Raw genomic sequence first — 18,480 nt, 5'->3', positions numbered from 1 at the left:
TTTCTACTGGATTGCCTTCTGCCTTATCGCCCTTGTAGATCTTAATCTGAGCACCTGCGATTTCAGTTCCACCAAGATTAACTTTACTGAAAGTAATCGCTTTTGGACTATCATCGTCTTTATCCGTTACTGTAACAGTTGAGCCGTTGGTTACGACCTTGTTGTCTTCACCCTTAGAGTCTTTCTCTCCAACATTCGTCACTTCCACTGTACCGTCAGTTTTGACTTGGAAAGTAATGTCTGTTACTTTGAGGTAACCTGTTGGAGCTGCTTCCTCATGGAAGGTGTAAGTGCCTGGTGCCAAGTTCAATTCTTTAGACTTACCAGCTTCTGAAGTCCAGCTTTCTACTGCTTGACCTTCTGCCTTGTCGCCCTTGTAGATCTTGATCTGAGCTCCCGCGATTTCTTCTCCACCAAGGCTAACCTTGCTGAAGGTAATCTTACGTGGAAGATCATCATCTTTATCGGTTACAGTTAGAGTTGCACCATTCGCTACAACACGGTTGTCTTCACCTTTAGAGTCTTTCTCTCCAACATTCGTCACTTCCACTGTACCGTCAGTTTTGACTTGGAAAGTGATGTCAGTCACCTTGAGGTAACCGGTTGGAGCTGCTTCCTCATGGAAGGTGTAAGTGCCCGGTGCCAAGTTGAGGTCTTTAGACTTACCAGCTTCTGAAGTCCAGCTTTCTACGGCTTGGCCTTCTGCCTTATCGCCTTTGAAGATCTTGATCTCTGCACCTGCGATTTCAGTTCCACCAAGGTTAACTTTACTGAAAGTAATAGCTTTTGGACTGTCATCGTCTTTGTCGGTTACAGTCATAGTTGAGCCGTTGGTTACGACCTTATTGTCTTCACCTTTAGAGTCTTTCTCTCCAACATTCGTCACTTCCACTGTACCGTCATGTTTGACTTGGAATGTGATGTCAGTCACCTTGAGGTAACCGGTTGGAGCTGCTTCCTCATGGAAGGTGTAAGTACCTGGTGCCAAGTTCAAGTCTTTAGACTTACCAGCTTCTGAAGTCCAGCTTTCTACTGCTTGACCTTCTGCCTTGTCGCCTTTGAAGATCTTGATCTCTGCACCAGCAATCTCAGTACCACCAAGGTTTACTTTACTGAAAGTAATAGCTTTGGGACTGTCATCATCTTTGTCGGTTACAGTTAGAGTTGCACCATTCGCTACAACACGGTTGTCTTCACCTTTAGAGTCTTTTTCGCCAACGTTTGTCACTTCCACTGTGCCGTCTGTTTTGACTTGGAAAGTAATGTCTGTTACTTTGAGGTAACCGGTTGGGGCTGCTTCCTCATGGAAGGTGTAAGTACCTGGTGCCAAGTTTAGTTCTTTAGACTTACCAGCTTCAGATGTCCAGCTTTCTACTGGATTGCCTTCTGCCTTATCGCCTTTGAAGATCTTGATTTGAGCTCCTGCGATTTCTGTACCACCAAGGTTAACCTTACTGAAGGTAATTGGTTTTGGACTAGTATCCTCTTTATCAGTAATAGTCAGAACTGGACCAGCTGCAAGAACAGTATCATCAGCTCCCTTATTCTTAATAGTGATAGAACCGTCAGCATTAACTGTAAAAGTAATATCCCCTACAATTTTATATCCCTCTGGAGCATCGAACTCTCTTAGAGTGTAGGTGCCTGGTGCCAGCTTAATCACTTTAGAAGTGTCAGCTACAGTAGTCCAGTCTGCAACAGGTGCCTCTTCAAGATTGACTGTATCTCCACTATAGATTTTCAGTTCCGCACCTGGAATTTCTTTTCCATTTGGATCCACCTTCTTAAAGGTGATATCCTTTTCGGTTGGTGTCTTCTTGTTGACAATATCACGAGATACCGATTTATCAGTTCCGAAATCTTGTGAACCAATCTTGATTTCCTCAGTTGATTTGTCATATCCTTCTGGTGCTGTCACTTCTCGGATAGTATAGTTGTCTCTCAACAACTCTCCTACGCTCGCATTACCATCAGCATCTGTTGTCAACTTGCCAACTACTGCCCCAGTACTGTCACGAACCACTTCAAATTCAGCACCTTGAAGATTTTCACCTGCTTCATTTACCTTGTGGATCTTAATAGAGAATACATATCCTTCAGCTACACCACCAGCAATCTGATAGGTACGAGTGCTAGTTGATTGTTCAGTCAGACCACCATTATAATTCATCTTGGCTACGTTCGTAATTTTTTCGCCATCAACTAAATCATAATTTGCTTTAGCCCTATATTCAATCATATAACCAAAGCCATTAGTATCTCCTAGAGGTAAAGTGAATCCATCTCCTCCCGGATTTACAGTCATTTGTTTCTTAAATGTTTCTGTCATATCCTGAGCATTAGACCATTTCCAATCTCCGTTATTCCAACGCCAATCTACTTTATAAATACGAAAAGTATCTGGTAAGAAGGTGAAATTTGGAGACGAGAACGCATCCTTGATGGTTATATCACTGTAGTTAGCCATATTACGGTTTACAGTAATATTGTAACGAATAACATTTTTCTCGTCATCCTTATACTGGAAGGAACTCTTTTCAATCTTAGAGTCATACTGTTTAGGAGGTCCATTATAATGAACAGTCCCTGGAACTAAGGTCCGTGTTCCTATTGTAAATCCAGCATTCAAGTCACCTTCTTGACTCACTACATCATGGTCAACCCGAGCATAGAAGAAAAATTCTCCACGGACACCAGATTTTTGCTCAACATAATTTGTATATGTTAAGGTAATCGTTTTGTTTGCAGAATCCAAAAATCCATTTGCAACAAGATTACCTGACTCGTCCTTAAGCTCAATGGCTGAAGAGTTCGCAAAAGCATACTCTGGCGGCAAGGTGATTGTCGTCGTATCTCCTTGATGTACTTGGTTATCAGGCAATACAAATTTTGCGTAAACGCGGAAATCTTGCCAAATATCTATCCCTTGCGTTAAGTCTCCTCCAGAAGAATTTTTGAGACTCATCTCAGTAATGACATCATTAAATTCGGCCGCCTGCACTTGGGCAAGAGGAGTTAATGATGGCAAAACCACTCCCAAACAAAGAATAATGACGTGAAGCCAAGTTCTAATTCTTTTGTTCATGCAATCTTCCTTTCTCATAATATTCAGTTTTGAATGTACAATGTAATTGTATACTAACTGATTTCCCCATCTTATCAGTGTTTACCTTTACAAAAAAGTAAACATTTTTTATAGATACATTACGCCTTCATTCTACCATACTATCAATTAAAAGACCATATGTTATAAGCCTTTTTTTAATATTTATTCAAATTTCATTAACTTGCTAGCATTGAACAAATAATTACATTAACTTTCAAATTAAAGCTGATGCTACCAAATCCAATCTTTTATTACTTTTTTGTGTCTGAAATACCACAAAAACCGGAAACAAAGTCCGGTTCTTCTGATTTATTTCCTAAAAGTCAAGGCGTAGAATTTACCATCCCAGAGGAATTTCAACTCTTTCTCTTTGACGCCCGCTGGAACTGCTGCTTCAATTTCTCCAAGATCAACAGTAGCATCCTTAAAATAGTCCTTGCTAAAGTGGTTTTTCTTATATTGCTGGTCCACATAATCCGCCGTCTCATCTGAAATCAAAATCTTAGTCCCTGGTTTAGCCACCCTTAGCATCTCCTGCATGGCCTTGGCCTTATCGCTAAAGAAATTGATTCCACCGATATGATAGACGATATCAAAACTATTATCCGCAAAGGGCAGATCCTCCGCACAGGCCTGAAAGAGTTGCAGGTTGGTCTTCTTGGAGCAAGATTTTTGGCATTTCTTCAACATGCCTATAGAAATATCCGCTCCAAAAAAGTCTAAGCTTTTCAGATCAACATCCTTAGGAATATAGCATAGATCATGGCCTGTTCCAATAGAAACATAAAGAACTGACAGATGGTCCTTCCATTCTATTTCTGCCATTAGCTCCCTTCTCAGCTTATCGACTGCCTTTCCATAAAGAAGGCCACCCAGCCATTTTTCGCTCAAATCATACCAGCGAGCAAAGCGATTATACATAGTCATATACTTGGCATTGTCGCCAGAGATATAGTCCGGATTCAGAGCCAGGTAGATGTCTCCATCTTTTTGAAAATCATCCACCTCCAAGTCTGACTTCAGCTTCTCTTGTATCTTTGTTTCCATCATGTTTCTTGTCTCCTTTTTCTATTTGACAATTATTATAGAGAATTCTAAAACAAAAACAAGAGTTTTTCAGCAAGTGGCTACCCAGCATGAGTAACCGGAAGAAATTACTTGGCAAGTTGCAGAAAATCAAAGGAATATTATACAAAAGAGTCTGGAGCTTTCTGCTTTCAGCACTTTGGTCAAATCGGTCATCTTTCTACCAGCCTTGAAATTGCACTAAGCTGGTTCTTATCTGATTCTTTTTATTTGCTAGCATTTCTTTCTGTCTTATCTGAAGTATCGTACTATTTCTATGCAAGCCCGCGAGTCCTTAGGATAAGAACTGAAATCAGAGTCAGAAAAAAGATCCCAATTTTCTTGAACCTAGACATACAAGTTCTCCATTTATGCGAAACTTGTTGAGACTAGCACTCCGCCAAAAATGCCTGCACAGTCTTGACATCTTCTGGACTACCGCCTTGGTCAATATCACAGATATGCTGGAGCCCATATTTTTCGATAATCAGGGCAGTAGCTCCGCAGAAGGTCCGTCCGTGTTTAACAGAGTCACCATTGTTAACAAAACCTTTAATCAACCCAGGATGTTTCTTGATAAAGCGTTTGGTAGACCAAGGAATTTTCCCAGCACCAGCATTTCGAGTAATGAGAATACAGGGCACTTCCAGTTTCTCCTTGATGCTCTGGATCGGATAGCCCAGTGATTCTGCAAATCGTTTTCCAATACCAGTATTTGAATCATAAACTACAATCATCTTCATCACCTACTTTCTTAAAAAGAGAATAGCAAACCAGGCCGCAAAGCCAAGAACCACAACATCCGAGATGAGCATAAGCATAAACTCCAAATCTGGCATCATGTGAATGTACATCAGCAATGACAACGTTGCTAAAGCCAGCGCCGTCAGCTTCGCAACTACTGTCAATCCCGGAATCAAAGTTACTCCAATTAGGACAAGGATGAGACCTCCGACTAAAAATGACTGAAAATCTACACTTAAACTAAAACCAACTGTTACACCGCCATAGCCAATGGTCAAAAGACCAATCGCGACCAGACAGATGCCTAAAATAAGCATTCCACTCATGACAAATCCTCCTTGCTTATTCATTCTTTTCCTCGCTTTCTATTTTTGAATGAATAGTTCAGATTATTCATTCATATTATGATAAAAAATAATGTATTTTATCTAATTACGTTCCTTTCCATTTCCGAATCACAGAGCATAATCCATCACCTCCTTTGTTTATGAATGAATATTTTTATAAATTCATTCATTTTCACTTCTAAGAAAAGGAATTTCCTCTATTTGGAAAAAATTCCCTTAACAAAATATTTCACTAAAGTCTCAAGACTATCGAAGTAGCCTGAAAATTCCTGCTCTGTGACATGCATGTCTATGTAGTAAATCAAATCATAAACCTTCATGATCTCGGCTATTTTCTCCTTCGAAAAACCCTCTTCCTGCAAGCGCTGGCTGAAGGTCTGAATCAGAAACTGATGAAAGGCATTGGACGCTCGGCCGGCATCTTGATTATAGTAATCATGCAGAATTTTAGAAATGCCCGGCTTATTCCACTCGGCTAAAATTTTATTGGGCGAAATCAACTCAAAAGTGACTGCAAAAAGTTGTTCAACGATTGCCTCGGGCTCGCCCTGCCAGTCCACACGTCGAATGGTTTCCTCACGTATACGGCTATTTTCAGCTACATAAACCTCCAAGAAGATAGCTTCCTTAGACTCATAATACTTGTAAAAGGAACCGACAGCCATCTGGCTTCTCTTGGCAATATCAGAAATTCCAGCTGCCTTATAGCCTTTTTCTGCAAAGACTTCTCTAGCCGCAGCCAGGAGCTCATTTTTTTTATCCATTTTCCTGTCTCTTTTGTGAATGAATTTTATTTTATATTCATTCATATTTTAACACTTGTTTTACAAAAGTCAAGTATTTTGCTATACTACAGTCTAGATATTCTTTGAATATCAAATTATTATACCGAATTTTATTGGAGGTTTAGTAATGCTTAAAGAAAAACGCAATCAGGGAATGATTGGCCTATTATTTATTACTCTAATTTTTCTTGGGATAGCTGGTGCCATGGCCTTTATCCAATATCAAAAAGCTAATCCTAAAATTGCCTACTCAGCAGACACCGCTAAAGTTTCTTCTGAAACAGTTTATACTGAAGTTTATGATATCTCTCCAGAACCTATTTTCCCGGTAAATGATAAAACTGAGGTTTGGCTGGTTCAATATAAGGATGGATATGTTGGCGTTCAAGCAAAGAAAGGTGACAAGCAGATCGCTAAGCTAGTGGAACAAGCAAATAAAGGAGAGCTAAGGAAAAATCCTGCACGACTTGTCGGTACTTACATAAATACAAGTGTTCAAAAGAAGGACCAATCATATATTTCCAACTTTTCTAGCTTGATGCATAGTCTAAGAAATGAAGTTGGAGATATCTCGGCCAAAATTGCAACCAGCTCTTATATTTCTCTTTCTGAGTTTGACTCTGATAATTCCAAATTCATCTTTTACGTCCTTTTCCTAGTCGGTTTATCTGCCTTTTTTGTCGGAACTGGACTCTTCAACCGCAGAAAGAATGTGCAAGCTTATAATGAAATTTATTCAATTTATCCAGAAGTCCAAGGAAATCTTAATCTCTTACTAGAACAAGCTTCCTTCCATGACGACAAATTGAAAATCATCATCTATAAAGACCACCTGATCACTTATTATCGTGGTGTAAGAACTGTTGACCTCAAACAGGTTGCCCATCTCTACCACCATATTTTTACCATGCATAGAGGCTTTGCATCCAACAGAAATTCTACTCTAATTGCTGTTCGATCAAATAATAAGAAATATCAGATGCCTATTCGAAATATTGGCAAAACAACAGATGTTCAACTCCAGTCAACCTTTGACTATCTCTACAACCACTTCCCTCATATCAGATTGGGGATATAATATCACATAAAACTCAAGCTAGATTTTCCAGCTTGAGTTTTTTATATATAAAAACAGGAGCAGGATACAATCCAACTCCTTTTTTTAAGATATGCTTGTCAGAACGTTTTTCAGTAGATTACTTGCCTTCTTTTTCCATTCTGCGCTTGGCCAAGGCGCTGTTAATCTTCTTGGTCTTAAGATTTGTATCCAAGTAAAGAAAGAGCCATACAAAGAGATAAATCAGAATAAAATCTAGCCAAAAATGCCAGTTGAAAATCAAAAATCCCCAGTTATTGTAGACCATGAAACAGCATACTAAGACTGAGACGGCGACAAAATGCAGTAAAATCGAGACTAAAATGGAGAATCGGTCTTCAAGAGTTTTTAAAATTGAACTGACAATCCCAATCAAACCGCTCATCACCATGACACTGATGATATTACTAGTTGTGGGCGGATGTTTTTGAATAGAGAAAGCAAGGAGAATCAGATAGACTGCACTCCCTGTCTGGATGCCCATTAATATAGCATGTAGACATTTTTTTATACTCATCACTTACCTCCTAGATTCCCAGATATTCCATTAAGAGTTTAACATAGCGACGGCTGACTTCGGTCTTGATTTGATTGGTCAGCTTGGCCGTCATATTGCCAGAAAAGCTATCAGACAAAGACTCCAAATGGTCAATATTGATGACAGCATGCCGGGAAACCTGGATAAAGTTCGAGCTGCTAATCCGCTGCTGAAAGCGAGTCAAGGTCTCTGTCGTCTGATAAATGCCTTCTCTGCTGTAAATCATCAAAGTTGTCTGGTTGATGTCTGCTAGGATAATATCTTCAGTCTTCAGCATGATAAGCTTATCGTCCGACTTGATAGGCAGGACACCACTTGGCCCAGCCTTGTACTGCTCTAAATAATCTAAGATGGCCTTGGCTTCTGCCGCTAGCTGGTCTGCCTTGACCACAACCAGCGGATCCTTGGATGAAATGGTTGGATCTGTTTCAAATTTTGCTTGCAAGAGGAAGCTCCCTATTCACATTCTATTGTAGTTTCAGCCGGCGGATGACAATCATATTTTGCACTATCCAAATAAGCGCTATTGCAACTAAAACTATTCCAACTATATAGAAAGTTTCTGTCCTTGTCAAGAGCTCCTGCCATTCAATGCGAATTCCCATTATTTTTTCAAAAGCTACTCGTGACTGGCTGTTATTGGCAAAAGTGTCTGCTAAACTTTCCTTCATGAGAAGCTGTCTGAAAAGAGATGCCATGTAGTTAGAAGGCGTAAGCTTCATCAGGTTTTGTGCCATGTTCGGCAAGTTTCCAATAGGGATATAGGTTCCCACTAGAAAACCAGAGGTCGCTCCGACTACTGTCGCTAATTTACCTAGACTATCCACTGATTTGAAGCGTTGAACAATCAGAGCATTTATCAGTGTGGCCAAGAGGCTGTTCAAGATCATCAGAAGCACCAGGTAAGAAAGATTCCCCCATTCAAAGGAAATTTTATCCGCCTGCATAAAATAGCTGAGCATAAAGGTAAACATAATGACCTGCATCAAAAAGCCGATAATAATAGAGCTGACAAGATAACTAAGCTGCAAGCCCCACGGTCCTAAATCCGTGATAAAAAGATCGTCTGTTACCATCCGCTCCCGGTCTTCGACCTGCCGTGAGAAAGCTGCCAATGTGGTTGTTAATGCTGTAACTGCCAACACACCGCCAATCAGCCACAAGTCCATCAGCTGGCTGGAATAGCCTCCAGAATTACTTTTCAAAAAAACAATATAAAGCACAAAGGGAATAATGGCTCCGAAGAGGGACAAAATTACCCCACTGCGGTTGCGAAAATAAAGTAAAAAATTGCGTTTAATCAAAGCGAGCATATTAGCGTACCTCTCTTCCTGTCAGTGCCATAAAGGCATCGTCCATGGTTCCGGGTTGGAATTCAAATTGTTCGATATAGGGACCAGTCTGAGCCAATAAGGTCAGAGCTTCTTGAGTCGTTTTAGGGTGGAGGATAAATTCCCCTTCCTTGACTTGCTCCCAAGCGCAGCCTCTTGGCAAGCTTTTCTCTAAACCTACTGAGTCTTTGCTCAAAATCCGTAAGACATTGCGGGCGTAGTTTCCCTTAATCTGGTCTGCGGAGCCCTGGGCGATGACCTGACCATGGTCTACGATATAAATCTTATCCGCATCATCAGCTTCATTGAGATAGTGGGTTGTCAGGACAATGGTCATCTTCTCTTCTTTCTGAATTTGCTTGAGTAGGCTCCAAATACTCTCCCGAGTCTGAATATCCAGCCCCGTTGTAGGCTCATCTAGGAAAAGCAGGTCTGGACTATTGAGCAAGGCTCGCGCAATGTCCACCCGACGCTTTTGACCACCAGACAGCGTCCCATACGGTTGCTTGACAAAGGCTGATAAGCCAAGCTGAGAGACCAAGCGTTCGATTCTACCTGCCGGCATCTCCTTGTACTGCTTGGCTCTGATAGTCAGATTTTCCAAAACTGTCAGCTGAGCGTCCAACACACTGTTTTGGAAAACCACACCCAGTCTAAGCTTTTCAGCATAGCAAATCTGCCCGGACGTTGGCTTCAAGAGACCTATCAGCATCTGAATGGTTGTGGATTTCCCTGCACCATTAGGACCTAGAATAGCTGTAAAACTGCCTCTCTCAATCTGAATATCGAGACCATTAACAGCCACCTTATCGCCATAAATCTTGCTAAGATTTTTTGTTTCTACTAACATGATATTTTCTCCTGTCCTTAACTTCTGAAACTATGATAGCAAGTCTTTTTTGAAAAATCTCAGCTTTTTGGACAAGCGGTAAAATGAGGGAGACAAGAGGTAAAAATCCAGACATTAAAAAGCCCCGACCAAAGGTCAGGGATAATAGACTAGCGTGTAACAATCTTTCGATAGCTACGTGAAGTTAATAAGAACACTAAAATATAAGCTAGTAAAAAGATGCTACAGGTTATGATTGTTGTCTGAATTAATAGGGGCGTATTGGTCACACCTAAGAGCGCTACGATCAAACTAAGCATATGAAAAGCAGCAGCTACATGACAGAAAGCAAAAATAAGTGGCAAGAAGAATACTGTTACGATTTGCTTATGTATGGTGCGTTTGGTTTGCTTCTCATCAAGACCAACCTTTTGCAAGATGATAAATCCATCACGATCTTCATAGCCTTCAGAAATCTGCTTGTAGTAGATCACCAGAACAGCCCCCAACAAGAAAATAACTGAGAGGAACAGACCTATAAAGAGTAGAGTTCCCGTCACCTGTTTTTGATTTTGCTCTGCCACTTCTCTATCAAAGCTTACCGCATAACCACCGACTTGCAGACGGTCCATTTCTTCTGTTACTGCTTTTTGTACTTTATCAGAAAACTCCTGGTTGCTCTTCGTGTTACTAGAGATACCAATATAATATTCATGCAAAGCGTCCAAACCGACTTCTTTTATATCATTGACAACCATGTTTAACATAGCACCCCCAACCATGATATGCCCATTGGGTAAGTGTCCATGAGTAAAATCTTGTGAGGCAATTTGCTTGATTTTCCAGTCTTTACCATTGATACGTAAGGGTTTATTTTTATCTAAAGATAAGTTTCTACCATAGATAAGTGTTTCACCATCAGCTAAGTCTAATGTTTCACCTGTCATCTTCTCATAATCCTGACGGCTTATAAGCATAAAGCTACCTACCGCCTTGCTGAAAGATTGAGGTGCTTGCATAAAGTTACGGTCGCCAACAGTTACTTCATTGCCTGATATCTTAGAAAGCATTGACGTTTGATAAAGATAGTCGGAGTAAGTCGGATTTTTCAGTCCAGTCTCTTGAGCGATTTGCTTCACTTTTTCTAGTAGAGGTTCATTTCTATCTACTGTATCTGGCAAGGATACTGTGACATTATAGTCTTTTGGATAGAGAGTGTCAATATAGTCTTTGCCACCAACATAGATATTAATGGTTCCTACCAGTGTCACCAGAAGCATGGTTGAAAGGATGGAAATCGTAGCCAGGCCAGCTGCATTTTTACGCATCCGAGAAATCAAGTTAGATACTGAAATAAAGTTCTGAGGCTTGTAATAGTAACTTTTGCGTTTTCTTAGAAAATTTAAAAGTGTAATTGAGCCAGCATTAAAGAGCAAATAGGTCGCTACAACAACCATGAGGACCGCAAGAAAGAAATTGGCAATAGCCGCAACAGGCTTTGTAACTGTCAAGGCTATATAATAAGCAACTCCCATGAGAATGACTCCCAAAAGGGTCTGCAAACCTAGGAATTTCCCTTTCTTTTCTCCTGCTTTCTTTTCTCGCATCAGGTGGAGCGAGCTATAGCGCAAAAGCCTCATAGAATTAAGAAAAAGAATGATAACAAAAGCTAGTCCCAGACTGACTAAAGTCAACCAAATGTTAGACCATTGGAAGGTTGAGGTCAATACAACAGGCATACCCATAAACTTCAAGAGCAGGGCATAAAGGAGCTTATCTAGTAGAGTTCCACAGATAATCCCTAGTCCGACAACCCCAGTATATAAAAGACACAGCTCTATGAAGGTCATAGTGAGTAGGTGCCTTTTTTCCATACCAAGTATACTATAAATTCCCAGCTCTTTGGAACGATTTTTCATGACAAAGCTATTAGCATAAGTCACAAGAATCAATACCGCAATCTGAATAACCCAAATCCCAAACTGCAGGGTCATACGCGCCGCTGTCCCACCATAAGTTGTCTCCATATTACTACTATAAGTCAAGGAAATAAAACTATAGAGTATCGCTGTTGCTACAATCGTGGACAGAACAAAGGGATAATAAAGGCTGCGGTTCTTAACAAGATTTGAAAGAGCTAGTTTACTGGTTAGTTTGAACATAATCACCCACCTCACTTGCCATGACAGTCAAAGTATCAGAAATCTCCTGGAACATCTGGCGTTCTGTCTTATCGCCCCGGAAAATCTGATTGTAAAGGATGCCGTCCTTGATAAAGAGCACCCGCTTAGCACGGCTGGCAGCTGATGTCGAGTGGGTCACCATCAGAATGGTCTGACCCCGATCGTTAATATCATCAAAAACATCCAAAAGAGCAGCCGATGACTTGGAATCCAGTGCTCCTGTTGGCTCATCTGCCAATAAAATCTCCGGCTCAGTGATGATGGCACGCGCAACCGCGACCCGCTGCTTCTGACCACCGGAAATCTCGTATGGATACTTTTCTTGTAGCTGATTAATTCCTAATTCAGTACAAGTGCTGACCAATTTTTGCATCATCTCTGTGATGGGACGTCGAGAAAGCACTAAAGGCAAGAGGATATTGTCTTTTACAGACAAGGTATCCAGCAGGTTAAAATCCTGAAAGACAAAGCCTAGCTTTTCTCTGCGGAAGCTGGATGCTTGGCTATTTTTGATAGTCGCTGTATCAGTCCCATTCAGAAAGACTTGGCCTTCTGTTGGCTTATCCAGCATGGCTAAAATATTGAGGAGTGTCGACTTACCTGAGCCTGACTCTCCCATGATGGCCACATAGTCGCCCTCATCCACTGTAAAATGAATATCTTTCAGAGCTTCTACTTGATTGCCCTGAAAACGGGTCTTGTAAATCTTTTTTACGTGTTGTACATCTAATAAACTCATAACTTCTCCTTTAAAATCCTAAGTACATTTCTTGAGCTGCCTGATTGGCTTGGCATCCGAATTTCGTCCATTCGATTTCTTTTTGACTTGGCCGAATGGAAGACCTATCTTTCTTATGACTTATTTTAAATAATTTCATTCTAAACACTTCTTTCTTTTGATAATCTTATTCTACCGAATTTGCACTCGGCTTTCCATAACCTAACCTTACAATCCAGAAAGGAATCTTACACTTTTGTAAGATAGAATGAGCCCTATTTTACCCAAAAGGCTATCAAAGCAATCAGCCACAGATGGACTGGATAGAAAATGTAGAAGAAATATTTGCTCCACTTACTGGTATAACCGCGCTCGCCATTGTAGAGATAAAGAAAAGGTAAGACAGTGATAAAGAGCCAGTCCGAATTATAGAGCATCATCGAAAGGGTTTCTGACAAGCTTGGATAAACTTCGATACTCATGACAAACAACAGAAAAGCTAGAGCAAGGTAAAGTAGATTACGTAAAACTTTGTTCTTTCTGCACCCATAGGTGATAAGCATAAAGGGGATCATGACCATGCCACCTTCCGTCAAGAAAGCAGCTACTAGAAAGACTACTGCGCCTAAGCCATAACGGATCCATTTATCACGCCCATTAAGTTCAAGTTTCTCTTTAGAAAATCCAAAGAAAATCCCCAAACTCAAAACGCCACAAGCTAGTGTTAAAAAGATATTATTGGAGTTGTGTATTTCTTTTGACTGTAAAAGAAAATTTAAAATGACATTTCCAAAGAACATAAGCCCCGCCCAGAAAAAGAGACGAAGATTATATGTAATGCGGTTGCGCGTGTGAATAAAACCCTCTACTGCCGCAAAGGCAAACCAAACTCCTACACAGCGGGTCACTGCATGAAAAATACCATCCCATCCAGCTGGTAGCAAGCCAGGAATCTTATCAACGTGATCCAAAACCATTAAAAGTGCCATGATTAGTTTTATTTGAAAGCCATTGAGACCATTACCTTTTCTCATTTTCCTTCTCCTTTTTCTTTTATAGTCTTATCTTATAAAAATTAAAGAACACCTGCCATAACATAACCTTTCAATTCAAAAGAAAAACCTTACAAATTTGTAAGGTTAGGTGAAAGTTATGATGTGGAGGAAAATTTCTGCTTTCTCGAGAGAAAGTATGCCTTGGACTCGCCAGTCTATACTCCTCGCTCTCTTTTTTACTCCGGCAATTCTACCTTCAAGCTCATATCTGTAGGTTGTAACACTTTCTGAACTGCCGCTAGAAAGGCTAGACCATTATCAGATGGGGAATACTGGAATGTGATATGGATGACTTTTTTGTCAAACTTATCACCATACCGTGCCACATACTGCTTGCTTTCGAGGAAGTAAATGTAATTATTCATTTTTTCTTGCAGAATTTCCAAATGGACTGCTTCTATCTCTTCCTGCCACTCGAGAGGGTCTACTAGAAGAAGTTCCAAATGATTCTCAACTGTACCAATTGAATCAAGTTCAGTTGGATTTAATTCTGAAAAGATGGCTTTGTTTAACAATTCTCCAAATTCTTGATTAGAAAACAACCGTTTCACTGACGACGGATTTACTAAAATACGAGTGGGTGTTGATCTAAAATAATTTTGTCTAGCTATTTCCTTACTTTCCTTAGTCACCCATTCTCCAGTTTCTAAGAATAGTTCCACCTCATAAGCATCTTGTTCGGATCTCAAAGCCTTGTCTACTAATTCTTTACTAACTGGATAAGTAACTTCTCTTTCTTGATGCCCTCCTGTCATCCAGGACATTGTATAACAACCATTTTCTTCAGTTATAATAAACCCATTTCCTTTTATTTGATTCATACTACCACTCCCCCAGTTCTTTCTCTTATGAAATGTTTCTCTCCCTGACCTTCTTTTCTTCCACAAGTAACTGCATGATCGCTGGCCATTTTCTAAATTGATAGTCAAATCTGAACATGAAGATTACTAATAGACAGAGGAAGCAAAAGATCACTGCCTTGACTTCTTTCTCTATAATAAATAAAGCTACGGAAAATGGAGTTGTGATGATGAAAAAAGATAGTATAAGTTGCAAAAAAACTTTTCGTCTTTTTAATCCCTTAATAAATGCTTCTTTTTGAGCACCTTCTAACTCTGATCTTTTTAATTTTAGACTAGAATGATAATAGTCAATTATTAACTTTGCTGAAAAATAAGCTGGTAGACTCAGGAAAACGACCAAAAATACTCTGGTCCACATATTTTCCAATAAACCAATTTGAGTGATCAGAGCAGAAATTTTATCTATAAGGAATAAAGTGATGGGGACCCAGATGTAATACCAGTTACTAGGAGTAGAAGTCTCCTCCATTAGGATCTTATTTTCCCAATCAAAATGGTATTTTTTATTGTTCCATATTCCTAAATTAATGATTGACTTCACATTTTCACTTACCTTTCAGTTAGAACTTTCTACTAGGGATTATACTCAATCAATCGCCAAGCGTTTTTCTGCTAGTCCGATTTTTACTGTAGTGCCTTGACCGACTTGGGATTCTAATAACAAGGAATTACCCAGTTGATCGGATATTTTTTTTGATAAATAAAGTCCTAATCCAGATGATTGATGAGTCAGGCGACCATTATAGCCTGAAAAACCTCTTTCAAAGACACGCATAATGTCACTGTCCTTAATCCCCAAACCAGTATCTTTCAGGTAGAGAACGTCATCTTGGCAGAAGATTTCAATTCCACCTTCCTTGGTATACTTGAGACTATTAGACAGGACCTGCTCCAAGATAATCATAAACCATTTTTTGTCTGTCACAATGGTTCGATCTAAATCGTGTAAGTTCAGTGTCAAACCTTTCTGGATAAAGAAAAGAGCATATTTTTTGACTACTTCCTTGGCCAAATCCTCCAGATTTTCCTTCTTCAAGACGAGGTCGTCATGGAAACTTTCCAATCGCAAATATTGAAGGACTAGGTTGACATAAGATTCGATTTTGAAAAACTCTTGACCCAGTTGCTTCTTGGCATCTGGGTCTGTCAAGTCCTGCACCAGCAAAGATCCAGCTGCGATTGGTGTCTTAATCTGGTGGGCCCAGAGGGTATAGTAGTCCATCAAGTCATTGTAACGCTCTCGTTCTAGGACTGATTGACTCTTTTTTTCAGCTTCCATTTTTTGGATCTTATCAAATATCAGAGCTTCTACAGCTGTTTGAGCCTGTTCTTGTCCATAAAGTAACTGATTGTGATAGTTCTTATAGGCTATCAAGCTGTCTATAGAAAGAGTCAGAATCCCCAAAACCAGTAAAAGAGTAAAAATATACTGAAGAACTACCTGACTATCTTCAAATATAAAACTGAAAAATAGAAGCAAACCAAAAAACAGCAAGAACTGCAATAAAAAATAGCGTCTTGAGTAAATATAATATTTGATAAAGAAAAACTTATTCCGTGTGTCCATTTGTCAGACCGTATCCAATTCCTTTTTTCGTCTCAATAAAGTTCTTGAGACCTGTTTCTTCCAGTTTTTTCCGGAGCCTAGCAACATTGACAGATAGGGTATTATCATCGATAAAGAAATCGCTGTTCCATAGCTCTTTCATCAAATCTTCCCGCTCAACTATACTGCCTGCTCGCTCAAATAAAACACGTAAAATCTGGAATTCATTCTTAGTCAGAGTAATGACCTGACCATTATACATCAAGTCCATAGACTTGAGATTTAAAATCACGCCTCGGTGTTCTAGGAGATTTTGATCTGTACCAAACTCATAAGAGCGGCGCAACAGTCCTTGAACCTTAGCCAGAAAAACATTGTTATCAAAAGGCTTAGTCACGTAGTCATCACCACCCATATTGATAGCCATGACGATATCCATAGCCTGGTCCCGTGAGGACAAAAACATGATGGGAACCGTTGAAATCTTACGAATCTCCTGACACCAATGGTAGCCATTAAAGAGGGGCAAGCCAATGTCCATCAAAACCAGCTGAGGTTCCTCCTTAACAAAAAGTGTTAAAACCTCCATAAAATCTTCAACCGCAAAAACTTGATAGCCCCATTGTTCCAACATCTTTTTAATCATTTGACGGATGACTGGATCATCCTCTACTAACATAATCTTATGCATTTTCGCCTCGCTCAAAATTATTTATAGCTATTATACCAAATTCTTTAGCAATTCACAGAAGTTCTCTTGATGGGACAAAAATCAGATGATTTTCATGAAATTTCAAGTATTTTCCGAAAATTTGTTGACATTTTCTTTATAAATTGATAGAATAACAGAACATTCGGAATTATCTGAAAATTCATTCTTTGTACGAAAAGGAGATTATTATGATTGAACAAACTCAAACATCTACCTGGCAGTCAAAAATAAAAGCCTTAGGGCCAGGGATCCTTATGGCTTCTGCTGCTGTTGGTGGCTCTCATATCGTTTCATCTGCTCAAGCAGGTGCCATGTACGGCTGGTCCCTTCTCTTGCTCGTCATTCTTACCAACCTTTTTAAGTATCCATTTTTCCGGTTTGGTGCTGAGTATACGCTAGAAACAGGAAAAAACTTGGTAGAAGGCTACGCTGAAAAAGGAAAGGTCTACTTGGGTATTTTCTTTATCCTCAATGTTTTCTCTGCCTTAGTCAATACTGCTGCGGTTGGGATTTTGTGTGCTGCTATCGTAGCAAGCGCCTTTCCTAATGCTCTAGGCCTAAGTATCACCCAATGGTCCCTAATTTTGATCGTTATCATTTGGGCTATGCTTCTCTTTGGAGGCTACAAATTCCTTGACGGACTGGCCAAATGGATTATGTCTGCTTTGACTCTTGCTACAGTCCTAGCTGTCATTGTTGCAATCATTGAGCATCCTGAATACGGGGCAGATTTTGTTGAAAAAACTCCTTGGCAAATGACTGCTTTACCATTTATCGTCTCTCTTATGGGTTGGATGCCGGCTCCAATTGAAATCTCTGCCATCAATTCCCTCTGGACTGCTGAAAAAGGAAAAACAGTTGATATTTCTATCAAGGATGGTCTCTTTGACTTCAACGTTGGTTTCATCGGAACTGCTATTTTAGCCGTTTTCTTCGTCGCCCTGGGCGCTTTAATCCAATACCCAACTGGGCAGGAAGTCCAAGCAGCTGGAGCAGCCTACATCCAACAATTCGTTGGAATGTATGCTTCTGTTCTTGGGGATTGGTCACGCTTCTTGATTACCTTTATCGCTTTTCTTTGTATATTTGGAACTGTAATCACAGTCATCGATGGCTACTCTCGCGTCAATGCTGAGTCTCTTCGCCTTCTTTTCAAGAAAAAAGAAATCTCACAAAAAGAGCTGAATGTTTGGATGACTGCTACTTCTATCATCGGTGGTATCATCATTTATTTCTTCCAAGGAAGTGTCGCACCTATGCTACGATTTGCTATGATTGCTTCCTTCTTAACTACCCCATTCTTTGCCCTATTGAACTACCTTCTAGTTACTGGTGAAAATAAAAACCTAGCAAAATGGTTGAAAGCACTCTCTATCCTCGGTCTTATTTTCCTCTTTGGTTTTGCTTTCTTCTTCATCTACGCATTAGTGATTGGTAAAGCCTACTAATAAAAAAAGAGCAGATGGCTCAAAAGTTAAGCTTTTGTCCTCTGTTCTTTTTTTGTCTCCTTCCAGCAAACCGTACTAGCTTATGATATACTATCTAGATATCGATTCCTAGGA

At 39.9% G+C, this 18,480-nt stretch carries 18 protein-coding genes; 2 read left to right on the top strand and 16 right to left on the bottom strand.

Going from position 1 to position 18,480, the window contains the following annotated elements:
• The 5 genes from O3640_RS09600 to O3640_RS09580 form a co-directional block, all read right to left on the bottom strand.
• On the bottom strand, positions 1 to 3,085 hold a 3,085-nt coding region (locus O3640_RS09600; RefSeq protein ID WP_371586847.1), incomplete at its 3' end, for a SpaA isopeptide-forming pilin-related protein.
• 330 nt (positions 3,086 to 3,415) lie between these two features.
• The gene (locus O3640_RS09595) at positions 3,416 to 4,156 is read right to left on the bottom strand and encodes a class I SAM-dependent methyltransferase (protein WP_227221411.1); all 741 of its coding nucleotides are present in this window, start codon (positions 4,154 to 4,156) and stop codon (positions 3,416 to 3,418) included.
• A 404-nt stretch (positions 4,157 to 4,560) separates the two neighbouring features.
• Complete coding sequence (locus tag O3640_RS09590) at positions 4,561 to 4,917, bottom strand: class Ib ribonucleoside-diphosphate reductase assembly flavoprotein NrdI (RefSeq protein ID WP_185760904.1); 357 nt, start codon at positions 4,915 to 4,917, stop codon at positions 4,561 to 4,563.
• Positions 4,918 to 5,265 (bottom strand): hypothetical protein, encoded by a 348-nt coding sequence (locus O3640_RS09585; protein ID WP_045773657.1) that lies wholly within the window; start codon positions 5,263 to 5,265, stop codon positions 4,918 to 4,920. It lies immediately after the preceding gene.
• A 194-nt stretch (positions 5,266 to 5,459) separates the two neighbouring features.
• Positions 5,460 to 6,071, bottom strand: a complete 612-nt coding sequence (locus O3640_RS09580) for a TetR/AcrR family transcriptional regulator (protein ID WP_227221412.1) — start codon at positions 6,069 to 6,071, stop codon at positions 5,460 to 5,462.
• A gap of 103 nt (positions 6,072 to 6,174) precedes the next feature.
• On the opposite strand from O3640_RS09580, the gene O3640_RS09575 reads away from it, so the two are divergent.
• Positions 6,175 to 7,125 carry a hypothetical protein gene (locus O3640_RS09575; protein WP_227221413.1) on the top strand — a complete coding sequence of 317 codons (951 nt, stop codon included), beginning with the start codon at positions 6,175 to 6,177 and terminating at the stop codon, positions 7,123 to 7,125.
• Between the two features lie 118 nt (positions 7,126 to 7,243).
• On the opposite strand, the gene O3640_RS09570 is transcribed toward O3640_RS09575, so the two are convergent.
• From O3640_RS09570 to O3640_RS09520, 11 genes are all read right to left on the bottom strand, one after another.
• Positions 7,244 to 7,660, bottom strand: a complete 417-nt coding sequence (locus O3640_RS09570; protein ID WP_223349857.1) for a DUF3021 domain-containing protein — start codon at positions 7,658 to 7,660, stop codon at positions 7,244 to 7,246.
• A gap of 10 nt (positions 7,661 to 7,670) precedes the next feature.
• Complete coding sequence (locus tag O3640_RS09565) at positions 7,671 to 8,126, bottom strand: LytTR family DNA-binding domain-containing protein (protein WP_002899836.1); 456 nt, start codon at positions 8,124 to 8,126, stop codon at positions 7,671 to 7,673.
• 22 nt (positions 8,127 to 8,148) lie between these two features.
• Positions 8,149 to 8,994: an ABC transporter permease gene (locus O3640_RS09560; RefSeq protein ID WP_227955653.1), complete on the bottom strand. Its 846-nt coding sequence runs from the start codon at positions 8,992 to 8,994 to the stop codon at positions 8,149 to 8,151.
• A 1-nt stretch (position 8,995) separates the two neighbouring features.
• Positions 8,996 to 9,862, bottom strand: a complete 867-nt coding sequence (locus O3640_RS09555) for an ABC transporter ATP-binding protein (RefSeq protein ID WP_223349854.1) — start codon at positions 9,860 to 9,862, stop codon at positions 8,996 to 8,998.
• Positions 9,863 to 10,011: 149 nt separating this feature from the next.
• Positions 10,012 to 12,003 carry an FtsX-like permease family protein gene (locus O3640_RS09550; RefSeq protein WP_223349853.1) on the bottom strand — a complete coding sequence of 664 codons (1,992 nt, stop codon included), beginning with the start codon at positions 12,001 to 12,003 and terminating at the stop codon, positions 10,012 to 10,014.
• The gene (locus O3640_RS09545) at positions 11,984 to 12,763 is read right to left on the bottom strand and encodes an ABC transporter ATP-binding protein (RefSeq protein WP_045773650.1); all 780 of its coding nucleotides are present in this window, start codon (positions 12,761 to 12,763) and stop codon (positions 11,984 to 11,986) included. The genes O3640_RS09550 and O3640_RS09545 overlap by 20 nt, the downstream gene beginning before the upstream one ends.
• A 254-nt stretch (positions 12,764 to 13,017) precedes the next feature.
• Positions 13,018 to 13,776, bottom strand: coding sequence for a TraX family protein (locus O3640_RS09540; protein ID WP_061596177.1), 759 nt, complete (start codon positions 13,774 to 13,776; stop codon positions 13,018 to 13,020).
• A gap of 197 nt (positions 13,777 to 13,973) precedes the next feature.
• The gene (locus tag O3640_RS09535; protein WP_061596179.1) at positions 13,974 to 14,618 is read right to left on the bottom strand and encodes a DUF6572 domain-containing protein; all 645 of its coding nucleotides are present in this window, start codon (positions 14,616 to 14,618) and stop codon (positions 13,974 to 13,976) included.
• Between the two features lie 25 nt (positions 14,619 to 14,643).
• Positions 14,644 to 15,201: a hypothetical protein gene (locus O3640_RS09530; protein WP_061596181.1), complete on the bottom strand. Its 558-nt coding sequence runs from the start codon at positions 15,199 to 15,201 to the stop codon at positions 14,644 to 14,646.
• Between the two features lie 45 nt (positions 15,202 to 15,246).
• Complete coding sequence (locus tag O3640_RS09525) at positions 15,247 to 16,227, bottom strand: sensor histidine kinase (RefSeq protein WP_268723231.1); 981 nt, start codon at positions 16,225 to 16,227, stop codon at positions 15,247 to 15,249.
• Positions 16,211 to 16,897, bottom strand: coding sequence for a response regulator transcription factor (locus tag O3640_RS09520; RefSeq protein ID WP_045773178.1), 687 nt, complete (start codon positions 16,895 to 16,897; stop codon positions 16,211 to 16,213). Before O3640_RS09520 ends, O3640_RS09525 begins: the two co-directional genes overlap by 17 nt.
• 209 nt (positions 16,898 to 17,106) lie before the next feature.
• On the opposite strand from O3640_RS09520, the gene O3640_RS09515 reads away from it, so the two are divergent.
• Positions 17,107 to 18,366 carry an NRAMP family divalent metal transporter gene (locus O3640_RS09515; protein WP_227221416.1) on the top strand — a complete coding sequence of 420 codons (1,260 nt, stop codon included), beginning with the start codon at positions 17,107 to 17,109 and terminating at the stop codon, positions 18,364 to 18,366.
• The last annotated feature ends 114 nt before the right edge of the window (positions 18,367 to 18,480 follow it).

This window comes from Streptococcus sp. 27098_8_75, from assembly GCF_041432475.1.
Classification (GTDB): Bacteria; Bacillota; Bacilli; order Lactobacillales; family Streptococcaceae; genus Streptococcus; species Streptococcus gordonii.
Note: the sequence above shows the minus strand (reverse complement) of the source record. Positions and strands in the feature narration are given on the sequence as shown.

What these genes read in the sequence shown, in the direction of transcription:
- O3640_RS09595 (WP_227221411.1), bottom strand. Translation starts at nt 4,156, where the DNA reads ATGATGGAAACAAAGATACAAGAGAAGCTGAAGTCAGACTTGGAGGTG.
- O3640_RS09585 (WP_045773657.1), bottom strand. Translation starts at nt 5,265, where the DNA reads ATGAATAAGCAAGGAGGATTTGTCATGAGTGGAATGCTTATTTTAGGC.
- O3640_RS09580 (WP_227221412.1), bottom strand. Translation starts at nt 6,071, where the DNA reads ATGAATGAATATAAAATAAAATTCATTCACAAAAGAGACAGGAAAATG.
- O3640_RS09575 (WP_227221413.1), top strand. Translation starts at nt 6,175, where the DNA reads ATGCTTAAAGAAAAACGCAATCAGGGAATGATTGGCCTATTATTTATT.
- O3640_RS09570 (WP_223349857.1), bottom strand. Translation starts at nt 7,660, where the DNA reads ATGAGTATAAAAAAATGTCTACATGCTATATTAATGGGCATCCAGACA.
- O3640_RS09560 (WP_227955653.1), bottom strand. Translation starts at nt 8,994, where the DNA reads ATGCTCGCTTTGATTAAACGCAATTTTTTACTTTATTTTCGCAACCGC.
- O3640_RS09555 (WP_223349854.1), bottom strand. Translation starts at nt 9,862, where the DNA reads ATGTTAGTAGAAACAAAAAATCTTAGCAAGATTTATGGCGATAAGGTG.
- O3640_RS09550 (WP_223349853.1), bottom strand. Translation starts at nt 12,003, where the DNA reads ATGTTCAAACTAACCAGTAAACTAGCTCTTTCAAATCTTGTTAAGAAC.
- O3640_RS09545 (WP_045773650.1), bottom strand. Translation starts at nt 12,763, where the DNA reads ATGAGTTTATTAGATGTACAACACGTAAAAAAGATTTACAAGACCCGT.
- O3640_RS09540 (WP_061596177.1), bottom strand. Translation starts at nt 13,776, where the DNA reads ATGAGAAAAGGTAATGGTCTCAATGGCTTTCAAATAAAACTAATCATG.
- O3640_RS09535 (WP_061596179.1), bottom strand. Translation starts at nt 14,618, where the DNA reads ATGAATCAAATAAAAGGAAATGGGTTTATTATAACTGAAGAAAATGGT.
- O3640_RS09525 (WP_268723231.1), bottom strand. Translation starts at nt 16,227, where the DNA reads ATGGACACACGGAATAAGTTTTTCTTTATCAAATATTATATTTACTCA.
- O3640_RS09520 (WP_045773178.1), bottom strand. Translation starts at nt 16,897, where the DNA reads ATGCATAAGATTATGTTAGTAGAGGATGATCCAGTCATCCGTCAAATG.
- O3640_RS09515 (WP_227221416.1), top strand. Translation starts at nt 17,107, where the DNA reads ATGATTGAACAAACTCAAACATCTACCTGGCAGTCAAAAATAAAAGCC.